The organism is Streptomyces sp. NPDC043176, assembly GCF_056436715.1.
In genome coordinates, this window is record NZ_JBWKCA010000041.1 from 21,136 (window position 1) to 39,824 (window position 18,689).

17 protein-coding genes and 1 pseudogene are annotated in these 18,689 nt (G+C 71.6%); 9 read left to right on the forward strand and 9 right to left on the reverse strand.

Going from position 1 to position 18,689, the window contains the following annotated elements:
• The first annotated feature begins 37 nt into the window (after positions 1 to 37).
• Positions 38 to 1,507 carry an Ig-like domain repeat protein gene (locus tag AC067A_RS36165; RefSeq protein ID WP_479247669.1) on the forward strand — a complete coding sequence of 490 codons (1,470 nt, stop codon included), beginning with the start codon at positions 38 to 40 and terminating at the stop codon, positions 1,505 to 1,507.
• Here the strand turns inward: AC067A_RS36165 and AC067A_RS36170 are convergent.
• From AC067A_RS36170 to AC067A_RS36180, 3 genes are all read right to left on the reverse strand, one after another.
• A complete protein-coding gene (locus AC067A_RS36170; protein WP_479247671.1) occupies positions 1,474 to 1,782 on the reverse strand; it encodes a hypothetical protein in 309 nt (102 codons plus the stop codon). The genes AC067A_RS36165 and AC067A_RS36170 overlap by 34 nt on opposite strands.
• Complete coding sequence (locus AC067A_RS36175; RefSeq protein WP_479247673.1) at positions 1,772 to 2,998, reverse strand: neprosin family prolyl endopeptidase; 1,227 nt, start codon at positions 2,996 to 2,998, stop codon at positions 1,772 to 1,774. Before AC067A_RS36175 ends, AC067A_RS36170 begins: the two co-directional genes overlap by 11 nt.
• Before the next feature lie 1,097 nt (positions 2,999 to 4,095).
• On the reverse strand, positions 4,096 to 4,851 hold the full coding sequence (locus AC067A_RS36180) for an N-acetylmuramoyl-L-alanine amidase (RefSeq protein WP_479247674.1): 756 nt from the start codon (positions 4,849 to 4,851) through the stop codon (positions 4,096 to 4,098).
• A 1,012-nt stretch (positions 4,852 to 5,863) separates the two neighbouring features.
• On the opposite strand from AC067A_RS36180, the pseudogene AC067A_RS36185 reads away from it, so the two are divergent.
• A pseudogene (locus tag AC067A_RS36185) lies at positions 5,864 to 6,735 on the forward strand (alpha/beta-hydrolase family protein).
• A 49-nt stretch (positions 6,736 to 6,784) separates the two neighbouring features.
• Here AC067A_RS36185 and AC067A_RS36190 read toward each other — a convergent pair.
• Together AC067A_RS36190 and AC067A_RS36195 are read right to left on the reverse strand one after the other, a co-directional pair.
• On the reverse strand, positions 6,785 to 7,567 hold the full coding sequence (locus AC067A_RS36190) for a lysostaphin resistance A-like protein (RefSeq protein WP_479247675.1): 783 nt from the start codon (positions 7,565 to 7,567) through the stop codon (positions 6,785 to 6,787).
• A gap of 119 nt (positions 7,568 to 7,686) precedes the next feature.
• Complete coding sequence (locus AC067A_RS36195; protein ID WP_479247676.1) at positions 7,687 to 7,872, reverse strand: CsbD family protein; 186 nt, start codon at positions 7,870 to 7,872, stop codon at positions 7,687 to 7,689.
• Between the two features lie 273 nt (positions 7,873 to 8,145).
• Here AC067A_RS36195 and AC067A_RS36200 point away from each other — a divergent pair, with 273 nt between their 5' ends.
• From AC067A_RS36200 to AC067A_RS36210, 3 genes are all read left to right on the forward strand, one after another.
• On the forward strand, positions 8,146 to 8,805 hold the full coding sequence (locus AC067A_RS36200; protein WP_479247677.1) for an HdeD family acid-resistance protein: 660 nt from the start codon (positions 8,146 to 8,148) through the stop codon (positions 8,803 to 8,805).
• A 74-nt stretch (positions 8,806 to 8,879) separates the two neighbouring features.
• A complete protein-coding gene (locus tag AC067A_RS36205; RefSeq protein ID WP_479247679.1) occupies positions 8,880 to 9,680 on the forward strand; it encodes an SDR family NAD(P)-dependent oxidoreductase in 801 nt (266 codons plus the stop codon).
• Between the two features lie 86 nt (positions 9,681 to 9,766).
• Complete coding sequence (locus AC067A_RS36210; RefSeq protein WP_479247681.1) at positions 9,767 to 10,396, forward strand: flavodoxin family protein; 630 nt, start codon at positions 9,767 to 9,769, stop codon at positions 10,394 to 10,396.
• On the opposite strand, the gene AC067A_RS36215 is transcribed toward AC067A_RS36210, so the two are convergent.
• Positions 10,378 to 11,202, reverse strand: a complete 825-nt coding sequence (locus tag AC067A_RS36215; protein WP_479247683.1) for an SDR family NAD(P)-dependent oxidoreductase — start codon at positions 11,200 to 11,202, stop codon at positions 10,378 to 10,380. The two genes, AC067A_RS36210 and AC067A_RS36215, sit on opposite strands and share 19 nt — an antisense overlap.
• 136 nt (positions 11,203 to 11,338) lie before the next feature.
• Between AC067A_RS36215 and AC067A_RS36220 the strand changes: the two genes are divergently transcribed.
• Genes AC067A_RS36220 through AC067A_RS36230 form a run of 3 tightly spaced genes read left to right on the forward strand, consistent with a single transcriptional unit; the run spans position 11,339 to position 13,974 of the window.
• The gene (locus tag AC067A_RS36220; RefSeq protein WP_479247684.1) at positions 11,339 to 11,917 is read left to right on the forward strand and encodes a TetR/AcrR family transcriptional regulator; all 579 of its coding nucleotides are present in this window, start codon (positions 11,339 to 11,341) and stop codon (positions 11,915 to 11,917) included.
• Between the two features lie 46 nt (positions 11,918 to 11,963).
• On the forward strand, positions 11,964 to 13,193 hold the full coding sequence (locus AC067A_RS36225; RefSeq protein WP_479247686.1) for a hypothetical protein: 1,230 nt from the start codon (positions 11,964 to 11,966) through the stop codon (positions 13,191 to 13,193).
• Complete coding sequence (locus AC067A_RS36230) at positions 13,177 to 13,974, forward strand: hypothetical protein (RefSeq protein ID WP_479247687.1); 798 nt, start codon at positions 13,177 to 13,179, stop codon at positions 13,972 to 13,974. Before AC067A_RS36225 ends, AC067A_RS36230 begins: the two co-directional genes overlap by 17 nt.
• A gap of 68 nt (positions 13,975 to 14,042) precedes the next feature.
• On the opposite strand, the gene zapE is transcribed toward AC067A_RS36230, so the two are convergent.
• The gene (zapE, locus tag AC067A_RS36235) at positions 14,043 to 15,104 is read right to left on the reverse strand and encodes a cell division protein ZapE (protein ID WP_479247689.1); all 1,062 of its coding nucleotides are present in this window, start codon (positions 15,102 to 15,104) and stop codon (positions 14,043 to 14,045) included.
• Positions 15,105 to 15,326: 222 nt separating this feature from the next.
• On the opposite strand from zapE, the gene AC067A_RS36240 reads away from it, so the two are divergent.
• Complete coding sequence (locus tag AC067A_RS36240; protein WP_479247691.1) at positions 15,327 to 16,679, forward strand: hypothetical protein; 1,353 nt, start codon at positions 15,327 to 15,329, stop codon at positions 16,677 to 16,679.
• Positions 16,680 to 16,768: 89 nt separating this feature from the next.
• Here AC067A_RS36240 and AC067A_RS36245 read toward each other — a convergent pair whose 3' ends face one another.
• Together AC067A_RS36245 and AC067A_RS36250 are read right to left on the reverse strand one after the other, a co-directional pair.
• Entirely contained in the window at positions 16,769 to 17,977 is a 1,209-nt protein-coding gene (locus AC067A_RS36245) for a glycosyltransferase (RefSeq protein WP_479247695.1), read from the reverse strand.
• A gap of 202 nt (positions 17,978 to 18,179) precedes the next feature.
• The coding region (locus tag AC067A_RS36250) for a sigma-70 family RNA polymerase sigma factor (protein WP_479247693.1) at positions 18,180 to 18,689 on the reverse strand (510 nt) is incomplete at its 5' end.

Below are 18,689 nucleotides of genomic sequence, written 5' to 3' on the forward strand. Positions count from 1 at the left end.
CCCCCTCCCCCGCACCAACGACCGATCGGGAGAGCCGATGCCGGCCATCACCGTCGACACCTCACAACTGACGTTTCCTCTCGTCGCGATCGCCGACGGGTCCGGGCCCGCGGCCGGACCCGGTTCCGGGGTCGGGGCCGTACCCGAGTACCCGGACGGGGACGGGGACGGGTCCGCGGCCCCCTCCGGGTACGGCACCCGGCCCGGGACCCGGTTCCTCGACGGGGCGGCCGACCCGCCGCCCGAGGTGTCGCTCCCGCCCCGCAGGGGCTACCGCCTGCGGCTCGCCGACACCACCGCGGCCGCCGTCACCTTCGACGTGCGCGAGGACGGCACGCTCGACTTCGCCCCGGAGTTCGACGCCTTCCTCGGCGGCCGCGGGGGACGGCGGCTGACCGTGCGCGGCGTCTGCGTCACCCTCGACGCCCGGGGTCTCGACCATCCACTCGTCCCGGACCTTCCGGACGCGGAACCCCTCATGCCGGACCGGGTCCACGAGCTGCGTCTGCTGCCCGCCTCCGACTACCGGCTGCGGGTCGCGGCCGGAACCGCCGACGGAGGCCTCGCCTTCTCCGTCTCCGCCGACGGACGGGTCCGGCTCGGCTCGGAGGCGGCCGGCTTCGCCGACGCGTCCGAGCACACCCTGACCGTCCACGGGCACACGATCACCGTCGACGGCCGCGCGCTCTCCCACGGCCTGCTGCCCGTCGGCGCGTCCGCCGCGGACACCGGCGGCCTTCCCCGCACCTCGACGCACCGGCTCACGCTGCTGCCGGCCTCCGGGTACCTCCTCCAGGCGGGTCCCGGGGTGGCCGCCGACCTCGCCTACACCGTCCGGCCCGACGGCACCGTCGACTACGACGGGTCCTGCGACCGGTTCCTGGCAGGACGCGGCACGGACACGCTGGTCGTGGGCGGTTTTCCGGTGGTGCTCTCGACGGTGGGGGCGGACAGCGACCTCGTCGGTGTGACGGCCCTGGACTCCCTGCCCCAGACCCCCCGTGAGCTGACGGCCGTCCTCGCCCCGGCGACGGGCTACCTCCCCCGGACCGCGCACGGCCTGTGCGGCACCTTCGGGATCGCCCGCGACGGCTCCTTCGCCATCGATCCGTCGACCTCCCGCTCCCTCGCCACCCGGCCCGCCCTGGCCACGGGGCCGTCCGCGACGCTGACGGTACGGGTCACGCCGACCGTCCCCGGCGGTCCCCCGCCACGCGGCCCCGTCACCTTCAGCACGGACGGCCGGGTGCTCGGAACGGTCCTCCTGGACGAGGTGGGCATGGCGACGCTGCGGACGGCGGAGCTGCCGGCGGACGGGGCCGGGATCGTCGTCTCGTACGGGGGTGACGACGACCACGGGCCGTGCGACGTGACCGTTCCCTCCGTTCCCCCGGGGGCTCCCCCAGTGTCCCGGAGCGCTCCCCCGGTGTCCCGGAGCGCTCCCCCGGCGTCCCGGAGCGCTTCCCCGGCGTCTCAGGAGGTCCGGGGCGGCGATGCCGCCCCGTGAGGCGGCGGCTCGTCGGGGTTGCGGGTCGCCGGGGAGTCGGTGACGATCCGTTTCCCGTCCAGCCTGTAGTCGCGGCGGCGACGCCGGGGCACGTAACCCTCGGGGCAGAGCCTCACGCTCTCCCCCGGCAAGGGGAAGGCGTCCCGCGCGGGCGGGCAGGGCGGCGGCTCCGCCGCCCCGCCCGCCAGGTCGGTCCGGACGCACTCGAAGTCCGGATCGACCTCGGAGGGGATCACCTCGGGCCGGTCGTCCTCGGTCGGCAGGTCACTCGACAATTCCCGGGCCTCCCCAGTAGCAGTTCGAACCCCAGGTCGTCGTCCCGGAGAAGTCGGCCACGATCCTGTAGGCGTTCGGGTTGGTCTCGTGGAGGTAGCCGTTCATGCCGACCATCGTTCCCGACGGGTCGGACTGGTAGGCCAGGTTGCGCATGTAGGCGGCACGGGTCCAGCCCTCGAACGGGAAGTAGCCGCTGCCCATCTGGGTGCGCGTCGGCTCCGGGTGGCCGCCGTCGTCGACGACCTCACCGCCCCAGTCGACGGACTGCGCCTGGTTGAGCAGCCCTGCGGCGTTGAACAGACCGTCGGTGCCGCCGGCGGGGTAGTACCCCATCCATTCGTTGCCTATCCGGACCCACCAGTTGCCGTTGAAGAGCGTGACCTTGATGGCGATTTCGTACTGGTTCCCGAAGTACACGCTCTCCGCGAGGCGTATGGTCGGGTAGACCGTGGTCGACGCCTGCTTCCAGCCGAGCACGTCGGTGTTGTAGCCGCCCTTCTTCGGGCCGCTGGCCGTGTAGTTGTTGGTCGTGTAGAAGATGAACAGGTGCGGACTCCAGTCCCCGTAGAGGCCCTGGTAGACCTGCGTGCCCACTTCGACGGTCTGCCCGTCGGTCGTGCCCACCGCGAAGCTGCCCCGCACCACCCACTCCTGCCCGAGGGAGAACTCGTTCGACCACTGGACGAAGGGCTTCCAGGTGTTGATGAAGCCTTCCGTCCCGTAGTTCGTGACCTGCTGGACGGCGTGCGCGTACTTGTGCCGGGTGGCGACCGCGGGGGCGAAGCCGGGATCGTCGGGCGGCGTCACGGTCTTCGCGCGTGTTCCCTTGGCGAGGTAGTCCTGGAGCGTGCCGGGGCTGGTGATGCTGTCCAGCTGCTTGCGCACCATCGGGACCGTGCCGGGAGGGCCCTTCTCGGCGCCGGCGGCGGCCACTTCGAAGGGCTGGGGGAGCGTGGGACGGTCGGTGCTGCCGGAGCGTTTCGGGTAATCGATCTCGGGTGGCTCGGCATCGGCCTCGGTGGGGACCCAGTCGAGTTCCTCTCCGTACGGGCTGGTGGTGTGGGCGATGACGTCGCGTCGCGTGTACAGGTCCTTGAAGTACTGCCGGATCTCGTCGAGCCTCTCTGCGGCTTCGCGGTCCAGCTCCCGACCCCCTCGCGGTGACGGCGTCGACTTCGGCGTCTCGGGGTTGCGTTCGATCCTGCCGATTTCCATGTTTCCCTCCTTCGGGGTTTCCAGGTCGACCCGTCAGGGGGCCGACGCTGTACTCGACGAGATGAGGCCCGCTGAAAAGAAGCAGGCGCCAGGGCAGTTCGAGACGGGCGCCTTCCGTTCCCGCGGTCTCGGGCGTCGCGACAAGCGGCAGTCTGCTCATGGCGGTCAGTACGCCGTCGACCGTGAGCGGCACCGCCTCCTGGCCGATGGCGAAGGCCAGTCGTGAGGGCCCCGCGCTCCGCGCCTGGCTGGTCGTGTCCGTCGCGGAGACGGTCTCGGCGATGTGCTGCGGGGGGAACTCCACGACGAGGCGGGCGTCGGGCTGCGCGGCGAGGACCTCCACCACCCCGTCGGCCCGGACCCGTTCGCGCAGTCCGCTGCCGTGGACGGTGAGCGCCACGAGGTCGTCGGGGCGCAGCGCCTGGTATCCCCGCACGTCCGCCCGGATGTCGATGAGCTGCCAGTCGGACCACGTGCGGTCGAGCTGTCTGTGCATCAGGGCCGTGCCGGCCCCCACCGCGAACACATGGGTGGGCCCGGCCTCGTCGTGGACGGCGGCGAGGTGGGGGGCGGTCGCGTCATCGGTGGTGAGGTCGCCGCCGAGGTCCTCCCAGGTGGTGGTCTCCGTCCACATGCGGTGCCACAGTCCGCGACCGACGACGGCGAAGAGGTCGCGTTCCGTCGCGGCGAAGCCGGTGGGTCGAGGGTCGACGTCGGAACGCCGGCCCTCGGAGACCTGTCTGCGGAGGAGCGCCAGTTGCTCTTCCGTCAGGAGCGGGCCCCTCGCCGGGGGCTGCGCTGCGAGCGGGTCGGGCGACGTCCACGGGGTCCAGCCGTGGCCGTGCACGTCGGCGAGGACATCGTCGGCGACGTCCCCGGCTCCGCCGCCCGCCTCGGCGCCGGCGCCGTTCCCGGCCTCGGCGCCGGCCTCTTCACGGAGCGTGTCACCGCTCCCGTCCCGGGCCGCCGCGAAGAGCCTGTGCTTCGCCCCGCGACCCTCGTCCAGGGCGAGGAGCTCGATCCGGCCGGGAGCGACCGAACAGGCGGTGAGCGCGGTCACCCTGGAGGCCGTCATGGGGCGTCACCTCACGCGCCGGTCACAGCGTCTGGTAGACGGGCGCTCCTGATCCCTTCGCCGACTGGAGCGGCGTCCCGGACGAGAGGGCGGGGCCGGACGGGGCGTCGGCCATGCGGCTCCTGTAGTACTCCACCTGGTTGATGTAGTACTCCCACGGGAAGTACGGCCCCGGGTCGGTGTGGCTGTTGTTGGGCACGTTGTAGTGGCCGCCGAAGCCCGTGAACCAGTCGCGCTCGTCCGGGGCGAGCGGCACCTCGATCGGGATGCCGTACACGGCGCACAGGTACGCCGAGATCTCCGCCGAGGAGTCCATCATCTCCTCGGTCCAGTCGGCCGGGTAGGTGGCCCCGGGATAGCCGAACTCGTGCTCGATGCCGAAGTAGCGGGTGTTGCCTCCCTTGCAGTGCCAGGCCGTGTACCGCCCGTCCCGGGGGCCGGCGGTGTCGGGGTCGGGAAGCGGGACCATCTGGACGCGCCGGCCGTCCCTGGCCACGATGAAGTGCGCCGACACCTTGGACGCGGGGTTCTGGAAGTGCCCGATGGCGCCTTCGTACTTGCCCTGGGTGTAGTGGACGACGATGCCCTGCGGAACCAGCGGGCCATACGCGTCACGGTTCGGGCTGTTCTTGTAGGGAACCGCGAGCCTCTGCACGTTCCCCAGGTTCTGGTGCAGGGCCAGACCCGATTGGTCGGTCACCTCGCCGTTCGTCTGCACGGCGTACGTCGACTCCTCGCCGCATTTCGGACAGGCGAACTGCATGTTCTTGATCGTCATGTCGCTCTCCGGAGACTGGTCCGGATCAGGGGGATGCCCTTCACACAAGGGCGGGGGGAAACCGTTGATGAGACAACTTCTCAGCCGTTTCGGAGAATTCCGTTCCGCACGGAGCTGTCTCCTTCCATACTCGTACGCCTCTCGCAACCGCTCAACCGGGGAGCCGTGAGCGGCACGCGCGGCGAGGCCGAACCGCGTGAGCGAACGATCCGGTGCATCCAGGACGGTGTCACGGACTGCCACCGACCTCGGGCGCGGCGGAAAAGCCGACGCCGACGGAGTCAGCGCCGCCGTCCGAATTCGCTTGCGCGGCACATCCGTTCACCGCCCGGCGCATCGTCGGGTCTTGGGTCTCGCGAGCTCGTACGTCATCCTCGACGACGCTGCGTGAGGACCCGCGGCCCCGCAGCCGACGGAGCCGCACGGGGGCGTCGGCGGGCCGCGCGTCGGGGGGAGGAGACACTCCCCGTCAACGTACGGCCCCTGGGCGTACGGAGCGTGACGAACCGCCGGTCCTCCGGCCGAGTTCTCACCACCGTCGGGACGGCTGGGTACACGGAGGTGTCTCTCCTATGGCACAAGGGAGTTGACGACGAGTCGGGCCAGGGTCGGAGCGCCGTCGTCGTCAGACCGCATGCCGACCTTGCCGAAGGGCGGGCTACGGGGAGCGACGCTCCCGGCGCGCGGGTCACCTACAGCGACTGAGTGCCCGGGCGCCCGGTACGGCGAGGCGCCGAGTCCGGCCGCGCGGTACGGCGGAGCGTCTGCCCCGGCCACCCGTTGCGGCGGGGCGGCGAGTCCGGGTGGCATGGTGGGGCGGGGCGACGGGCTCCGGCCGCGCAATACGGCGGAGCGTCTGCCCCGGCCACCCGTTGCGGCGGGGCGTCCGGTCCGGGTGGCATGGTGGGGCGGGGGTTGGGATTATTTCCCCGGGAGGACTGCCATGGCCCCTGATCTGGACAAACAGCCGCCGGATGGTTAACCCGGCGGCGATGAGGCGAGCGGCGGGGGCGTGGAGCCGACCGCCGGCTTCCGGAAGCGGCATCGGTCGCTCCGGCTCACGCTCCCCGGTTGCTGGGGTGCCCTTCTCCTGGCCTGCCTCTCCTTCACGCCGTCGCTGCTTCCTCGGGGCGGGGTCCTGCAGGGGCTGATCTGCGGGATCAGTGCGGCCATCGGGTACGGGCTCGGGGTGATCGCGGCCTATGTGTGGCGGGCGTTCGCCGACCGGGAGGCGCGGAGCGCGTCGCGAGGGTCGTGGCGGGTCCTGATCATCTGCGCGACCGTACTGTTCGGCCTCTCCTTCGGGTTCGGGCAGTACTGGCAGCACGAGATCCGCAGGCTCATGGGGTCACCGGCTTCAGCCCCGTCACCGTGGTCGCCTGCCCCTTCGTGCCGGGCCTTCACCGGCACCCTGTTCGCCGGTCCCCCGAACTTCAACACCCTGTTCCGCGAGTTCAGCGACCACCGCGACGCGGGCAGTCCGGAGATCGAACCCGTCTACAAGCAGGGGCGGACCGTACGGTTCACCGATGACCCGGCCACCGGGATCCTCCCGGGGGACGCGCCGTGGGACGGCACCCGGGTGCTGTACCTCATGCACCCCTCCGACCCGATCGTCCGGTGGAGCCCTCGGCCGGCCCTCTCCGAGCCCGACTGGATCGGAGAGAAGCGGGCGGCGACGTCCTCGAAGAGATGGTCTGGATCCCCTTCGTGACCTTCTGGCAGGTGACCGCGGACCTGCCGTTCTCCACGGGCGTGCCGGACGGCCACGGTCACACGTACAAGGCCGCGTACGTCGACGGCTGGAACGCCGTCATGCGGCCGTCGGGCTTCACACCCCAGGACCTGGACCGGCTGCGCGAGGTCATCCGGCCGAATGACTGATCCCCTGCCCGCGGGACCGGTGGTCCCCCGCCCGCGGCACGGTCACGGGTCAGCGCAGCAGGAAGCCGGCCACGTATCCGAACGCGTTCACCGCCCAGTGCAGGCCCATGGGCGCCAGCAGACTGTCGCTGCGGCGGCGCAGTTCGCAGAACAGGACGCCCGCCGCCGCCGTGAACAGCACGGCCGAGGCGACGGCGAGCACCGAGCCGGCCGGGGAGTCTCCGAAGACGCCGGTCAGCGCGGGTTTCGCGGTCGCCAGGCCCAGGGACGGCAGGACGTGCCACAGGCCGAACAGCAGACTCGACACGGCGGTCGCCCAGACCGTCCCGCGGGCCCGTCGCACCAGTCCGTAGAGCACTCCGCGGAAGGCGGTCTCCTCCACCAGGACGGTGCCGACGGGAACCACCACGAGCACGCGCGCCGGCAACTCGCTCCCGGCCATCCCGTCGTACCGCCGGTCCTCGAACAGCACGCGGGTGGCCGGCAGCAGCGCGCCGACGAGGTAGACGGCCGCGACAAGGCGCATCAGGGCCGATGCCCACCTGGCACCGCGGGCCAGCGTCCCGGGCGCCAGGCCCGCGTCCGCCCACGTACCGCTCGCCCAGCGGAGCACACCGAGGAGCACGACGGCGACCGCGACCGCGGCGACCAGGCGGAGCGGGCCGGTCAACCGGTGCAACAGCAGGTTGGCCACCACGAGGACGGCGACCGTGAGGACGACGGCCCGCCAGGTGCCGATGGGCCCGCGCCACCGGCCCCGCGACGGGTGGACCTCGGGGCGGGGCCCTCGTACGGCGGGCCGCCTGCCCTCCTCGGGATCACGGCGGGACACCAGCGTGGGTCCGTCCTTCCGGTGCGGCGTCGTGTCGTCCCGCCCCTCCCCCCGCTCCACGCCGCGGCGCGCCCGACCGGTGCCGGCCGCACCGCCGTGGGCGTGGGCGTGGTGCAGGGTTACGAGCGGTCGCGCTTGAGGGAGTCCATGATTCCTTCGGCCCGGTGACGCACGTTCTTCGCCTTCTGGCGGAGCTTCGCTGTCGTCTGGTCCGTCCTGCCCTCGGCCTCGAGGCGCTCGTGGCCGGTGATCTTTCCGGCGATCTCTTTGATTCGTCCCTTGGCCTTGTCCATGGCGTCGCTCATGCCGTGGTCCTCCGTCCGGTCGGTTCCCACACCCCACGCTAGGTTCGGACGGCGCCGGATGCTCGTCGGCCGGCTCGCGCGGGGGCGCCGGCGTGAGGCGGAGGTCATGCGCAAGGTGCAGACTTGTACCGGAGCCTCGCCCGGTCCCTTGCCGGCCCCGTGCGCGAGGCCTCCCCCGCGACTCCTCGGTGAGGGAGAAGTCACCACGTCTCCACGACCGTACCGAGCGACGGGAGCGGGCCCGATCGATTCGGGCGAGCGCGAGGAGGACACATGACCATGCCACAGGGCTCCGCACCCGGCGTCGGACCGGGAGACACGACCGGCAGCGCTCCCACCGGTCCCGCGGCCGACCCCATGGACCAGCTGGCACGCCTCGGCCGTTCGTGGGCCTGGCTCTTCGGCGCCGCGATGGCGACGCTCGTCCCGGGCGTCCTGGCGCTCGTCTGGCCGGACGTGACCCTGCACGTCCTGGCGGTGCTCATCGGGCTCTACCTGCTGGTCATCGGCGTCTTCCGCTTCGTGGCCGTCTTCGGCCGCGACAGCGGCGACCGCGTGCCCGGCCTGATCGTGGCCGTCCTGTGCGTCCTGGGCGGAGTGCTGTGCCTCAGGAACCCGCTCCAGACGATCGCCGCGCTCTCGCTCATCGTCGGCGCCGTCTGGCTGGTGTCCGGCATCGTCACCCTGTACTCCGCCATCGCCACCAAGAACATGCCGCACCGCGGCATCGTCATGGCCGTCGCCGCCCTCGGCATCGTCGCGGGAATCGTCGTCCTGGCGCTTCCGACGGAGTCGGCCCGGGCTCTGACCAGGCTCCTCGGGCTGTGGCTCGTCCTCCTGGGCCTGGCCGAGGCCGCGGTCGCCCTGGCGTGGCGGTCGGCCCTGCGCCGGGCGGGCGTCACGAGCCACGGCGCCTCCGGCCCGGGCGTCTGACGGCCCCGTCTCCGACGCGTCGGCCGTGCCTCCGTCCCTGCGCATGGCCGGCCCCGCACGGGTAGGCGCCGTACATGACCGAGAACCGAGAACTTGCGGTGGTGACCGGCGCGTCCAGTGGAATCGGGTTCGAGCTCGCCCGGCAGCTCGCCGAGCGGGGCTTCGACCTGATCGTGAACTCCGCCCACGAGGACCGGCTGCGGCAGGCGGCAGAGGAGATCGGGCGGCGGACGGGTGCGAGCGTGCAGCCCGTACGGGCCGACCTGCGCAGTTACGAGGAGGCGGAACGTTTCGTCGAGACGGTGGCGGCCACCGGACGTCCGGTGGCCGTCGCGGCGCTCAACGCGGGCGTCGGGGAAGGAGGGGCGTTCCTCGACACGGAACTGGACGACGAGCTGGAGATCGTCGATCTGAACGTGCGCTCCACGGTGCACCTGGCCAAGAGGCTGCTGCGGTCGATGGCCGCCGCGGGCGGGGGACGGATGCTGATCACGTCGTCCATCGCCTCCACCATGCCGGGCTCGTTCCAGGCCGTGTACAACGCCTCCAAGTCGTTCCTGCAGTCCTTCTCCCAGGCCCTGCAGAACGAGCTCGAGGACACGCCTCTGACGGTGACCGCGTTGATGCCCGGCCCCACCGACACCGACTTCTTCCGCCGCGCCGGCATGGAGGACACCAAGGTCGGCAGCGGCTCGAAGGACGACCCCGCCCAGGTGGCCGAGCAGGGCCTCGACGCCCTCTTCGCGGGCAAGGACAAGGTCGTCGCCGGATCCCTGAGGACGAGGGCGCAGGGCGTGGCGAACAAGATCCTGCCCGACGGCCTCAAGGCGGAGGGGCACCGCCGGATGGCCGAACCCGGTTCCGCGGACCGGTAGCCGCATCAGGGGAAGACCGGCCCTCGATCGGCGGCCGTCGTGACAGAGGGCGGGATAGGGCCTGACCGTCGGGGTAGCCGGATCGCATGGACACCACGACCGAGACCACACCGCTGCGCGCCGTCGCCCTGGTCTGCACGCTCTCCCCCTCTCCGAAACGGTCCAGCTCCCAGTTGCTGGCCGAGCAGACCATGGCGGCCCTGGCCGAACACGGCGTCACCGGAAAGGTGATCCGGATCGCCGACCACGACGTGAAACCGGGCGTCGGGACCGACATGGGAGACGGTGACGCCTGGCCGGAGATCCGCGACACGATCCTGGGCTGCGACATCCTGATCCTGTCCACGCCCATCTGGCTCGGCCACCCCTCCAGCCTCGCCCAGCGCGTCCTGGAACGCCTCGACGCCGAACTGGGCGAAAGCGACGACGAGGGCCGCATGCTCACCTACGGGAAGGCCGCGGCCGTCTGCGTCATCGGCAACGAGGACGGCGCCCACCACGTCAGCGCCGAGCTCTTCCAGGGCCTCAACGACGTCGGTTTCTCCCTCGCCCCGAACGCCGTCACCTACTGGGTCGGCGAAGCCATGCAGGGCACCGACTACCAGGATCTCGACAAGACTCCCGAAAAGACCGCCGCCACCACCGAGACCCTCGCCGCCAACACCGCCCACCTCGCCCGCCGCCTCAAGTCCGCGCCCTACCCGCCCTCTACCTGACCGCCCCGAAGGACCCTGCGGGTGACGCGTTCGGCGATCGCGGCGACCAGGGTCCGGGGGCGGCGGGGGGTGAGGTGCGCGCTCAGGGCGTTGCCGAATCCGGGGGCGATGTAGCCGCGGTCGCGGTCCAGCGCGCGCAGGGCGGCGCGCACGACGAACTCCGGCGTGGTCATCGCGCCCGTGACGGCCGCCCTGCGGGTGCCGATGGTCTCGAAGAAGGCGGTCTCCACGGGGCCGGGGCACACGGTGAGCACCCGGATGCCGCGTCGCCGGTACTCCTGGCGGAGGGCGAGGCCGAAGTTCAGGACGAAGGACTTGGACGCGCCGTAGACGGCGAAGTACGGGGACGGCTGGAAGCCGGCGTTGGAAGCGACGTTCACGACCGAGCCGCGACCGCGCTCCAGCATGCCGGGAAGCAGCTGGTGGGTGAGGTCGACGAGCGCGACGACGTTCACCATCAGCTGGTCGTGGTCGCGGGCCCCGGATATCTCCTCGAAGCGGCCGCAGGTGCCGAAGCCCGCGTTGTTGACCAGCAGATCGACCGTCAGACCGCGAGCGGCCAGCTGCTCCGCGACGCGGACCGCCGCGTCCGGCCGGGCGAGGTCCTGGACCAGTACGTGGGCGCGGACGCCGTGCTCGCCGGTCAGGCGGTCGGCGAGTGCGGCGAGGCGGTCGCCTGAGCGCGCCACCAGGACGACGTCGTGCCCGCGGGCCGCGAGCTGCTCGGCGAACTCGGCGCCGAGGCCGGACGACGCGCCGGTGACGAGAGCGGTGCTGGGGGTTGTTCCGAGGGCGGTGCCGTTCATGAGTTCCTCCGTCAACCGATGGCAACTGGGGTTGAGAGTACCGATTTTCCGCAAAGCTGCAACAGGATTGTTTCACTTACCCGTTCGAGCGCATCGGCGGTGTAACGTCTCCGGAGGCACGGGTCTACGGGGAGGCATGATGGACGAGAAGGCGCCGCAGCCCCTGCGGGCGGACGCGGAGCGCAGCGTGCGCGCGATCCTGGAAGCGGCGGAGCGCGTACTCACCGAAGACCCCGGCGCCTCCATGGAACAGATCGCCGCGGCCGCGGGAGTGTCCCGTACGACGATCCACCGCCGGTTCGCCCATCGACAGGCGCTGGTCGAAGCGCTGGCGACCTCCGCGGCCCGCCGGCTCGCCCAGGCCGTGGACGACGGCAGGCCGGACACCGCGCCCCCGCTGGTCGCGATGCACCGCATCACGGCCAACGTCCTCCAGGTCAAGGGCGCCTGGGCGTTCGCCCTCGGACTCCCCGAAGACCCGGCGAGCGAGGCCGCCGCCCTCCAGCGGGACATCGCCCGCCGCTGCGTCGCCGTCCTGAAGCGCGCCCAGGACGCCAAGCTCATCGACGAGGCCGCCGACCTCGACTGGGTACGCCGGGTCTACTACGCGCTCATCGGCGAATCCCTCCACGGCGACACGGACGGCACCGACGCCGACACCCTCGCCGCCCGCGTCATCGACACCCTCCTCCACGGCGTCGGCCCACGCGTCTGACGGGGCGTCGAGGGATCCATCGAGATCAGAGGACAGGTACCGCCTGATGGACACGGAAGAGCCGGCAGAGGCACGCATCGACGAGGCGGGCAATCTCCTGGTCGCGCCGACGGCGCTGCGGGACGACGAGTGGGTCAGGGACTTCCTCGGGTCCGTGATCCCACCGGAGGCCCTGGCCGACGACCCGCCGGACCTCACCCGGAGGACCGTCTACCTGTGCGGCGACCTGTCCGGGATCAGCGCTCGGCAACTGCGGTCCGCCGACCGGGTCTTCGTCGTCCGGGAGCTGTCGCACGGTTACCGCGAGGACACGGACGATGCCTGGACCCCGGTCGGTCTCGGTCGGGTTCCCGTTCGCGTACACGGCGTCGGTGTGCACTACCGCCGCTTCTTCGAGCCGGACGACGGCCACTTCGGACGGATCCGGGCGGAGCACGAATTCCAGTCCCTGACGGAGTCGACCAAGCCCGGAACGGCCCATCGCACCGGAATCTATCTGACGCCTGTCGCACGAAGCGGTGACGAGCTGCGTTTCCGCCTGCTCCGGTGCTCCACGAATCTCTCGGGGCCGACCGAGAACTTCGGGCCGACCGACACGCGCGTCGTCGAGGACCTGAACCGTGAGGCCGCCGCCGCCTTCCGGGGCCAGGCGCCGCTGAATCACGTCCTCGCCCAGATCTACCACAACACGCTCGCCACGACGGAGCGCAGGCAGTCGAAGGCGAAGATCTCGGCGCATGCCGACAAGACGAAGGACATGCCCGTCAACGGGATCATGGCCTTCTGCACCTTCTACGACCGGCTCGACGGGCTGCGGCCCCTGGCCGGAGACGCCTTCGACTACGGGGTGAAGGGTGTCAGCGGGCTGACCACACTCCGCTTTCGCCTCAAGGAACCGACCGGGACCGGCGAAGGCATCGCGCTGCCCGCGCAGTTCACCGTGACGCTCTACCCGGGATCCGTTTTCCTCATGCCGTTGTCCACGAACCGCCTGTACACGCACGAGATCCGGCCCTCGCCGCTGGACGCCGGTTTGCTGCCGACCCGTCTGGGATACGTGGTGCGCTGTTCGAGCGCCGAAGCCGTTCACAAGGACGGTCAGACGTTCCTCGAAGCGGCCGGAGGACGGGTGAAGTTGGAACCGCCCACCTCGTCCGGCATGGACGAACTGCGCAGGCTGTACGCCGAGGAGAACAGGACCTCGTCCTTCGTCGACTACGGCGAGGAGTTCCTCTTCAGCATGAACACAGGAGACTACGTTGCCCCCCGCGTCTAGGATCTCGGACGAGATCCTCACGTTCGCCGCGCCCATCGAGCCCCAGGACGACGGGGCCGCGGCCACGGCCGGCCTCTTCGCGGAGCTCTCGGAGTCGGCGCGTATGGAAGACGTCGGGAAGGGGCGGCGAGGTGCCGTGCTCACCAGGGTCGACGAGACGGGCGCTGTCCCTCTGGTGCGTACCACCAGCCGGTACGGCAACCCGCCTCAGCGTTTCGGGGCGGTGCACGAGCGGCTGGCGCGGCGGATCCAAGAGCGTGCGGCGCTGTCGCTCCGCTTCGACAACGCCCTCATCGAGAGCTACACGGACTCCTACCGCACCATGGGCAGCCATTCCGACCAGGCTCTCGATCTGGCCGACGGGTCGTTCATCGCCGTCTACTCCTGCTACCGCCGCCCCGAAGCGGCCCCTTCGAGAAAACTGATCTTCGCATCGAAGGAGCTCGACGGCGAGAAGGTCGAGATCCCCCTCTCCCATGACAGCGTCGTCGCGTTCTCCGTCGACTCCAATCGGCGGCTCAGACACAAGATCGTGTGGGACGGACCCGCCGACGCGACGGACAACCCGTGGCTGGGGGTGACGTTTCGAACGTCGAAGACCTTGCTCCGGTTTCGCGACGGACAGGCGTACCTCCCCCAGGGTGCACGCCTCACGTCGGCCGACGATGAGCAGAGGAGCGAGTTCTACCGACTACGGCGCCGCGAGAACAACGAGACGGACTTCCGCTATCCCCCGCTGACCTACACCGTCAGCGACAGCGATCTGATGCCGCCCGTCTGACCTGGCGGGCGTTGTACAGGCGCTCCCGGCGCCACCGGAGGGCCGGTGCGCGGTCGTCCGGCCGGGACTCAGTTCGTCCGCCGGAGCATCGCGAGCCGGCTGGCCGTGCGATCCAGGTCGCGCGTCAGGGCGTGGTCGGCGGGAAGGCCCGCCAGGGGGTCGGAGCCGATGAGGACGAGCCGGACGTCCCTGTCGCAGGCCACGTCGACGAGGTTCGCGAACCGTTGCCGGCCGTCCGCGGACGCCTCGGTCAGCGGGGGTACGCCGTCCAGGACCAGGGTGGTGAAGTTCTCCGCGAGGGCCAGGTAGTCGGGCACCGCCGTCGCGTTCTCGCACAAGGCGTCGAAGCCGAACCAGACGAGTCCGCCGCGCACGGCGCGGGCCGGCAGCTCCCGCAGGTGGGCCTGGACGGCGGTGGCCTCAGCGGGCGCCGGGGAGGTGAGGCCGAGCGTCGCCAGAGCCTTACCGCCCGGGGGCAGGCACAGGCCCGTCGCGAACCGCCTGCCGCCCCCTGCCGGCCGAGTCGACGCGAGGCGGCGGAAGTCCACCGGACCCGTGACGTCCAGGACGTCCATCCGCTCCTCGATGAGCTTGATGGTGGGCTCGAACAAGTGGTGGTAGAGCGGGTCGGGCATCAGGCCGGCAGGAGGGTAGTTGGAGGTCGTGACCAGGGTGATGCGGCGGTCCAGCAGCGTGCGGAAGAGACGCGCTATCAGCATCGCGTCGCCCGCGTCGTGTGCGTGGAACTCGTCGAAGACCAGGACCCTGCTGTCCCCGATCAGTTCGTCGAGAGCTCGGTCCACGGCGCTCTGTCCGTCGTGGCGGTTGCCCGGGCCGCTCACCCCGTCGTGCAGCCGGCGGAAGAAGTCGTGGAAATGCAGGCGGCGTTTGCGCCCGGCGGGAAGCCCTTCGTAGAAGGTGTCCACCAGCCAGCTCTTCCCCCGGCCCACCGGACCCCAGACGTACAGGTCCCTGGGTGTCCTGGGGAACGTCCAGGCCGGCCTGGCGAGTTCGGCCGCCAACCGCGCCAACCGCCCGACGGCGGCCTCCTGTGCCGGGGCAACCGAGAATCCGCGCCGCGCGGCGGCCTCGTGGAAATGGCGACGCATGGCCTGGTCGTGCTTGGACACCGGGCGGTTCTTCCGTTCTCGTACGCCGAGCTGTCGGGCGGGACATCGGCAGCAATCATGCTCGCCCCCCGCGCCGGATGTCACTCCGCCCCCTCACCGCACGGGCCGCCGGGTGCCCGATCGGAACGGGCGTTCGACAAGCGCTAGCATCGCGTACGTCCGAGATCGCCGAGCCGGGCCTCCCTCGGTCGACCCTCCGTACCTCCGAGCTCAGGGAAGCCCGTGTCCGATCCGCTCACCGAGGACCCTCGGACCGCCGCGGTGGCGGCCGGTGAGATCTCCCTCTCCGACGGCCAGAAGGAGGTCCTGTTGCGGGAACTCGGGCCCGGCGAAGTCGTCAGGTCCGTCTACAACGACGGTTGGGGGTACGCCGTACTCACCCGCAAGGGGCTCATCCTCTTCCGCAACCTGCTGACGACGAAGGCGACCCGCGTCGCCGGGCCGCTGCGGATCCTCCGCCGGCGGCACGGCATGTTCGACTCCGTCGAGGTCCTCGTCGACGGGAGACCGCACAAGCTGCACGGCTCCAAGATCGATCCGAAGGGCGAGCTCCTCGAAGCGGCGGGAAAGCTCCTGCCCGCCGATTCGCCTCAGCGTCCCGGCGGAGGAAGGCGGTCCTCCACGTGGATACGACGGCATCCGGTGTCGGTGTCCTCGCTGGCCGCCGTGGTGCTCGTCGCGGGTCTGGGCGACGGCCCCGGGCAGGACGACGCCGTGGCCACGGGAGGAACGGACCGACCGCTGGTCGTTCCCGACTTCCGGGGAGCCGCCCTGGACACGGCCGCTGCCCAGGCGCGCCGAGGTCCCTGGCGGGTGGCGGCCGCCGACGCCTCCTCCGCGTACCGGACGGTGACGCCCGCTCAGGCCGGCTGGCGGGTCTGCTTCCAGAATCCCTCCCGGGGCGAGCGCACGCCCGCGTCGGGTACGACGCTGACGCTGTACGCCGTGCCCGAGGCAGAACCGTGCCCGTCACAACTGGACGGCTCCCGGCGGGTGGTGATGCCTGGCCTCGTCGGCGAGCGGTTCGACGCGGCGTCGCGCACCCTCGGGGAACTCGGCCTCGGACGCGTGGTCCGCTTTCACGCCCACACCGGGCAGCAGCTGAACGACCGCTCTCAGGACCTCGGGGACCGGCAGGTCTGTCGGCAGCAACCCGAGGCCGGCATCGAGGTCCCCGTCACCACGCAGGTCGACCTGTGGCTCATCGGGCCCGGCGTCTCCTGCACCGCGCCCAGCCCGACCCCGAAGCCCAAGCCGAAACCGCAGCCGAAGCCCAAGCCGAAGCCAGGCCGACAGGCGACACCGGTGCCCGAGCCCCGCCCACAGCGTTCCCACGATTCCTCTTCGGACGGCGGCACCACAGGAGGGGAGGACTCCGGGTCGACGAGCGGTGGAGGGTCCTCCTACGACGGTTCCTCCGGCGGCTCGGGATCCACGACCGGTTCGAGCGGCGGCATCGGCTTCGGTCAGTCCTGCTCCCCCGTGGGCGCCACCGCCACGACGGCCGACGGACGTCCGGCGAAGTGCTTCATGGGCAAGGACGGCGCGGCCAGGTGGGGGTACGACTCCGGTTGACGGCCCCGGCTCACCGGGGCCCCGTGCCAGGGCCCGGGTCGTGGTCGAGCCCGGGCCGTGGGGGCGCCGGGGTTCTGCACCGCGGGCGGTCAGCGCGCCAGTCGGGTCAGCGCGGCGAGCACCGGTGCGACGCCGTCCTCCCCGGCCAGACGGTCGGCCAGCGCGCGGGCACGCGCACGGTGGGAACCGTCGGTGGTCGCCCGCCGCAGGGCCCCGGCCAGGGTGTCGGCGGTGAGACGGCGCAGCGGCACCGCACCCGGAGCGGTGCCCAGCGCGGTGAGGCGGGACGCCCAGAACGCCGCGTCGAACTGGACCGGCACCGGAACGGTGGGGACCCCGGCGCGCAGGACGGCGCCGGTCGTGCCCGCTCCGGCGTGGTGGACCACGGCGGCCGTCCGGGGGAACAGCAGGGAATGCGGCACCTCGTCGACGGTCAGGATGTCGTCGCCCCGGGCGCCCAGCCCGGCCCAGCCCCGCTGGACGATCCCGCGCGTCTTCGCCGCGCGCAGGGCGGTGACGATCTCGCGGCTCACCCGCTCGGGGTCGGGAACGGTGGCGCTGCCCAGGCCGACGAAGACCGGTGGGGGCCCGGCGGCGAGGAAGTCCTCCAGTTCCCGGGACAACCGCCCGGTCTCGTGCGGCCACCAGTACCCGGACACCTCGAGGCCGGCGGGCCAGTCGCCGGGGCGGGGGACGACGAGCTCGCTGTAGCCGTGCAGCACCGGGCGCGCCTGATGCCGCCGGGTCCGGCCCGCCGCCACGAGCCCGTGGCGCGGCAGGGACCGTACGGCGTCGGAGAACAGCAGCTCCACCGACGTCATGACGGCCTGTCCGCTCAGCCGGTTCCCCACCGAGCCCAGGGACCGCGTGCCGAGGACCGGAGCGGGAAACTCGCGCGTCGGGTGCAGCGGCTGGAGGTGCAGCCCCAGGGCGGGAACCGACAGGCCGTCGGCGATGGCGTATCCGAGCGGCCCCAACGAGCCGCCGACGAGGAGGACTTCGGCCTCGCGTGCCACCTCGACCAGGGCCGCCGTCATCTCGTCGACCGCTCTCCGGGCCATCGACGCCAGCCGTACGAACTTCCCCGCGGCGGTCGCCGCGTCATGCAGCCGCCGTCCCCGCACGGAGTGCAGCTCGGCGCGAGGGTCCACGGGCAGCGGAAAAAACCGCACTCCCGACCCGGCCACCAGCGGCTCGAACAGCCCGTGCGCGGCCAGCGTCACCTCGTGCCCGGCCCGTACGAGACCGGCCCCCAGACCCGTGTACGGCGCGACGTCACCCCGCGATCCCGCCGTCATCATCACGATGCGCACGCCGCCAGTGTGCCTCACCCGGGCCCGACACGGCGGAAGACCTGCCCGTGCCGCCCGCCCGGGAACCCGCGCGTCACGTCAGGAGAGCGACACGGCTCAGGGTGCCGCATCGCCGAAAGGCCGGCGCCGCGGTGCGATCCGCACCGCGGCGCCGGCCTTTCCCTCCGCGTGCTCGGCGGCTGCCTGGTCAGCAGCTGTCGGCGAGCAGGCCCGCACGCAGGCGCTTCAGGGTGCGCGAGAGGAGGCGGGAGACGTGCATCTGCGAGCAGCCCAGCCGTTCTCCGATCTGGGACTGAGTGAGTTCCTCGACGAAGCGCAGGTGGATGATCTGCCGGTCGCGCTCGTCGAGGTCGGCGATGAGCGGGGCGAGGGCGTGGAAGTCCTCGACGAGTTCCATGGCGGGGTCCTCGCTGCCGATGCAGTCGGCGAGGGAGGCGTCGTTGGACTCCTCCTCGCCGCTGAGGGCGGCGTCGAGCGAGGAGGAGTTGTAGCCGTTGGAGGCCAGCTGCGCCTCGGTGACCTCCTCCTCCGTCAGGCTCATCAGCTCGGCCAGTTCCTTGACCGTCGGCATGCGGCCCAGGCGGGTGCTGAGTTCCTCGTTGGCCTTGGCCAGCTCCACCCGCGCCTCCTGGAGGCGGCGGGGTACGTGGACCGCCCAGGAGGTGTCGCGGAAGAACCGCTTGATCTCGCCGACGAT

What these genes read in the sequence shown, in the direction of transcription:
- AC067A_RS36175 (WP_479247673.1), bottom strand. Translation starts at nt 2,998, where the DNA reads ATGGAAATCGGCAGGATCGAACGCAACCCCGAGACGCCGAAGTCGACG.
- AC067A_RS36205 (WP_479247679.1), top strand. Translation starts at nt 8,880, where the DNA reads ATGACCGAGAACCGAGAACTTGCGGTGGTGACCGGCGCGTCCAGTGGA.
- AC067A_RS36165 (WP_479247669.1), top strand. Translation starts at nt 38, where the DNA reads ATGCCGGCCATCACCGTCGACACCTCACAACTGACGTTTCCTCTCGTC.
- AC067A_RS36210 (WP_479247681.1), top strand. Translation starts at nt 9,767, where the DNA reads ATGGACACCACGACCGAGACCACACCGCTGCGCGCCGTCGCCCTGGTC.
- AC067A_RS36195 (WP_479247676.1), bottom strand. Translation starts at nt 7,872, where the DNA reads ATGAGCGACGCCATGGACAAGGCCAAGGGACGAATCAAAGAGATCGCC.
- AC067A_RS36215 (WP_479247683.1), bottom strand. Translation starts at nt 11,202, where the DNA reads ATGAACGGCACCGCCCTCGGAACAACCCCCAGCACCGCTCTCGTCACC.
- AC067A_RS36180 (WP_479247674.1), bottom strand. Translation starts at nt 4,851, where the DNA reads ATGACGATCAAGAACATGCAGTTCGCCTGTCCGAAATGCGGCGAGGAG.
- AC067A_RS36225 (WP_479247686.1), top strand. Translation starts at nt 11,964, where the DNA reads ATGGACACGGAAGAGCCGGCAGAGGCACGCATCGACGAGGCGGGCAAT.
- AC067A_RS36200 (WP_479247677.1), top strand. Translation starts at nt 8,146, where the DNA reads ATGACCATGCCACAGGGCTCCGCACCCGGCGTCGGACCGGGAGACACG.
- AC067A_RS36220 (WP_479247684.1), top strand. Translation starts at nt 11,339, where the DNA reads ATGATGGACGAGAAGGCGCCGCAGCCCCTGCGGGCGGACGCGGAGCGC.
- AC067A_RS36245 (WP_479247695.1), bottom strand. Translation starts at nt 17,977, where the DNA reads ATGACGGCGGGATCGCGGGGTGACGTCGCGCCGTACACGGGTCTGGGG.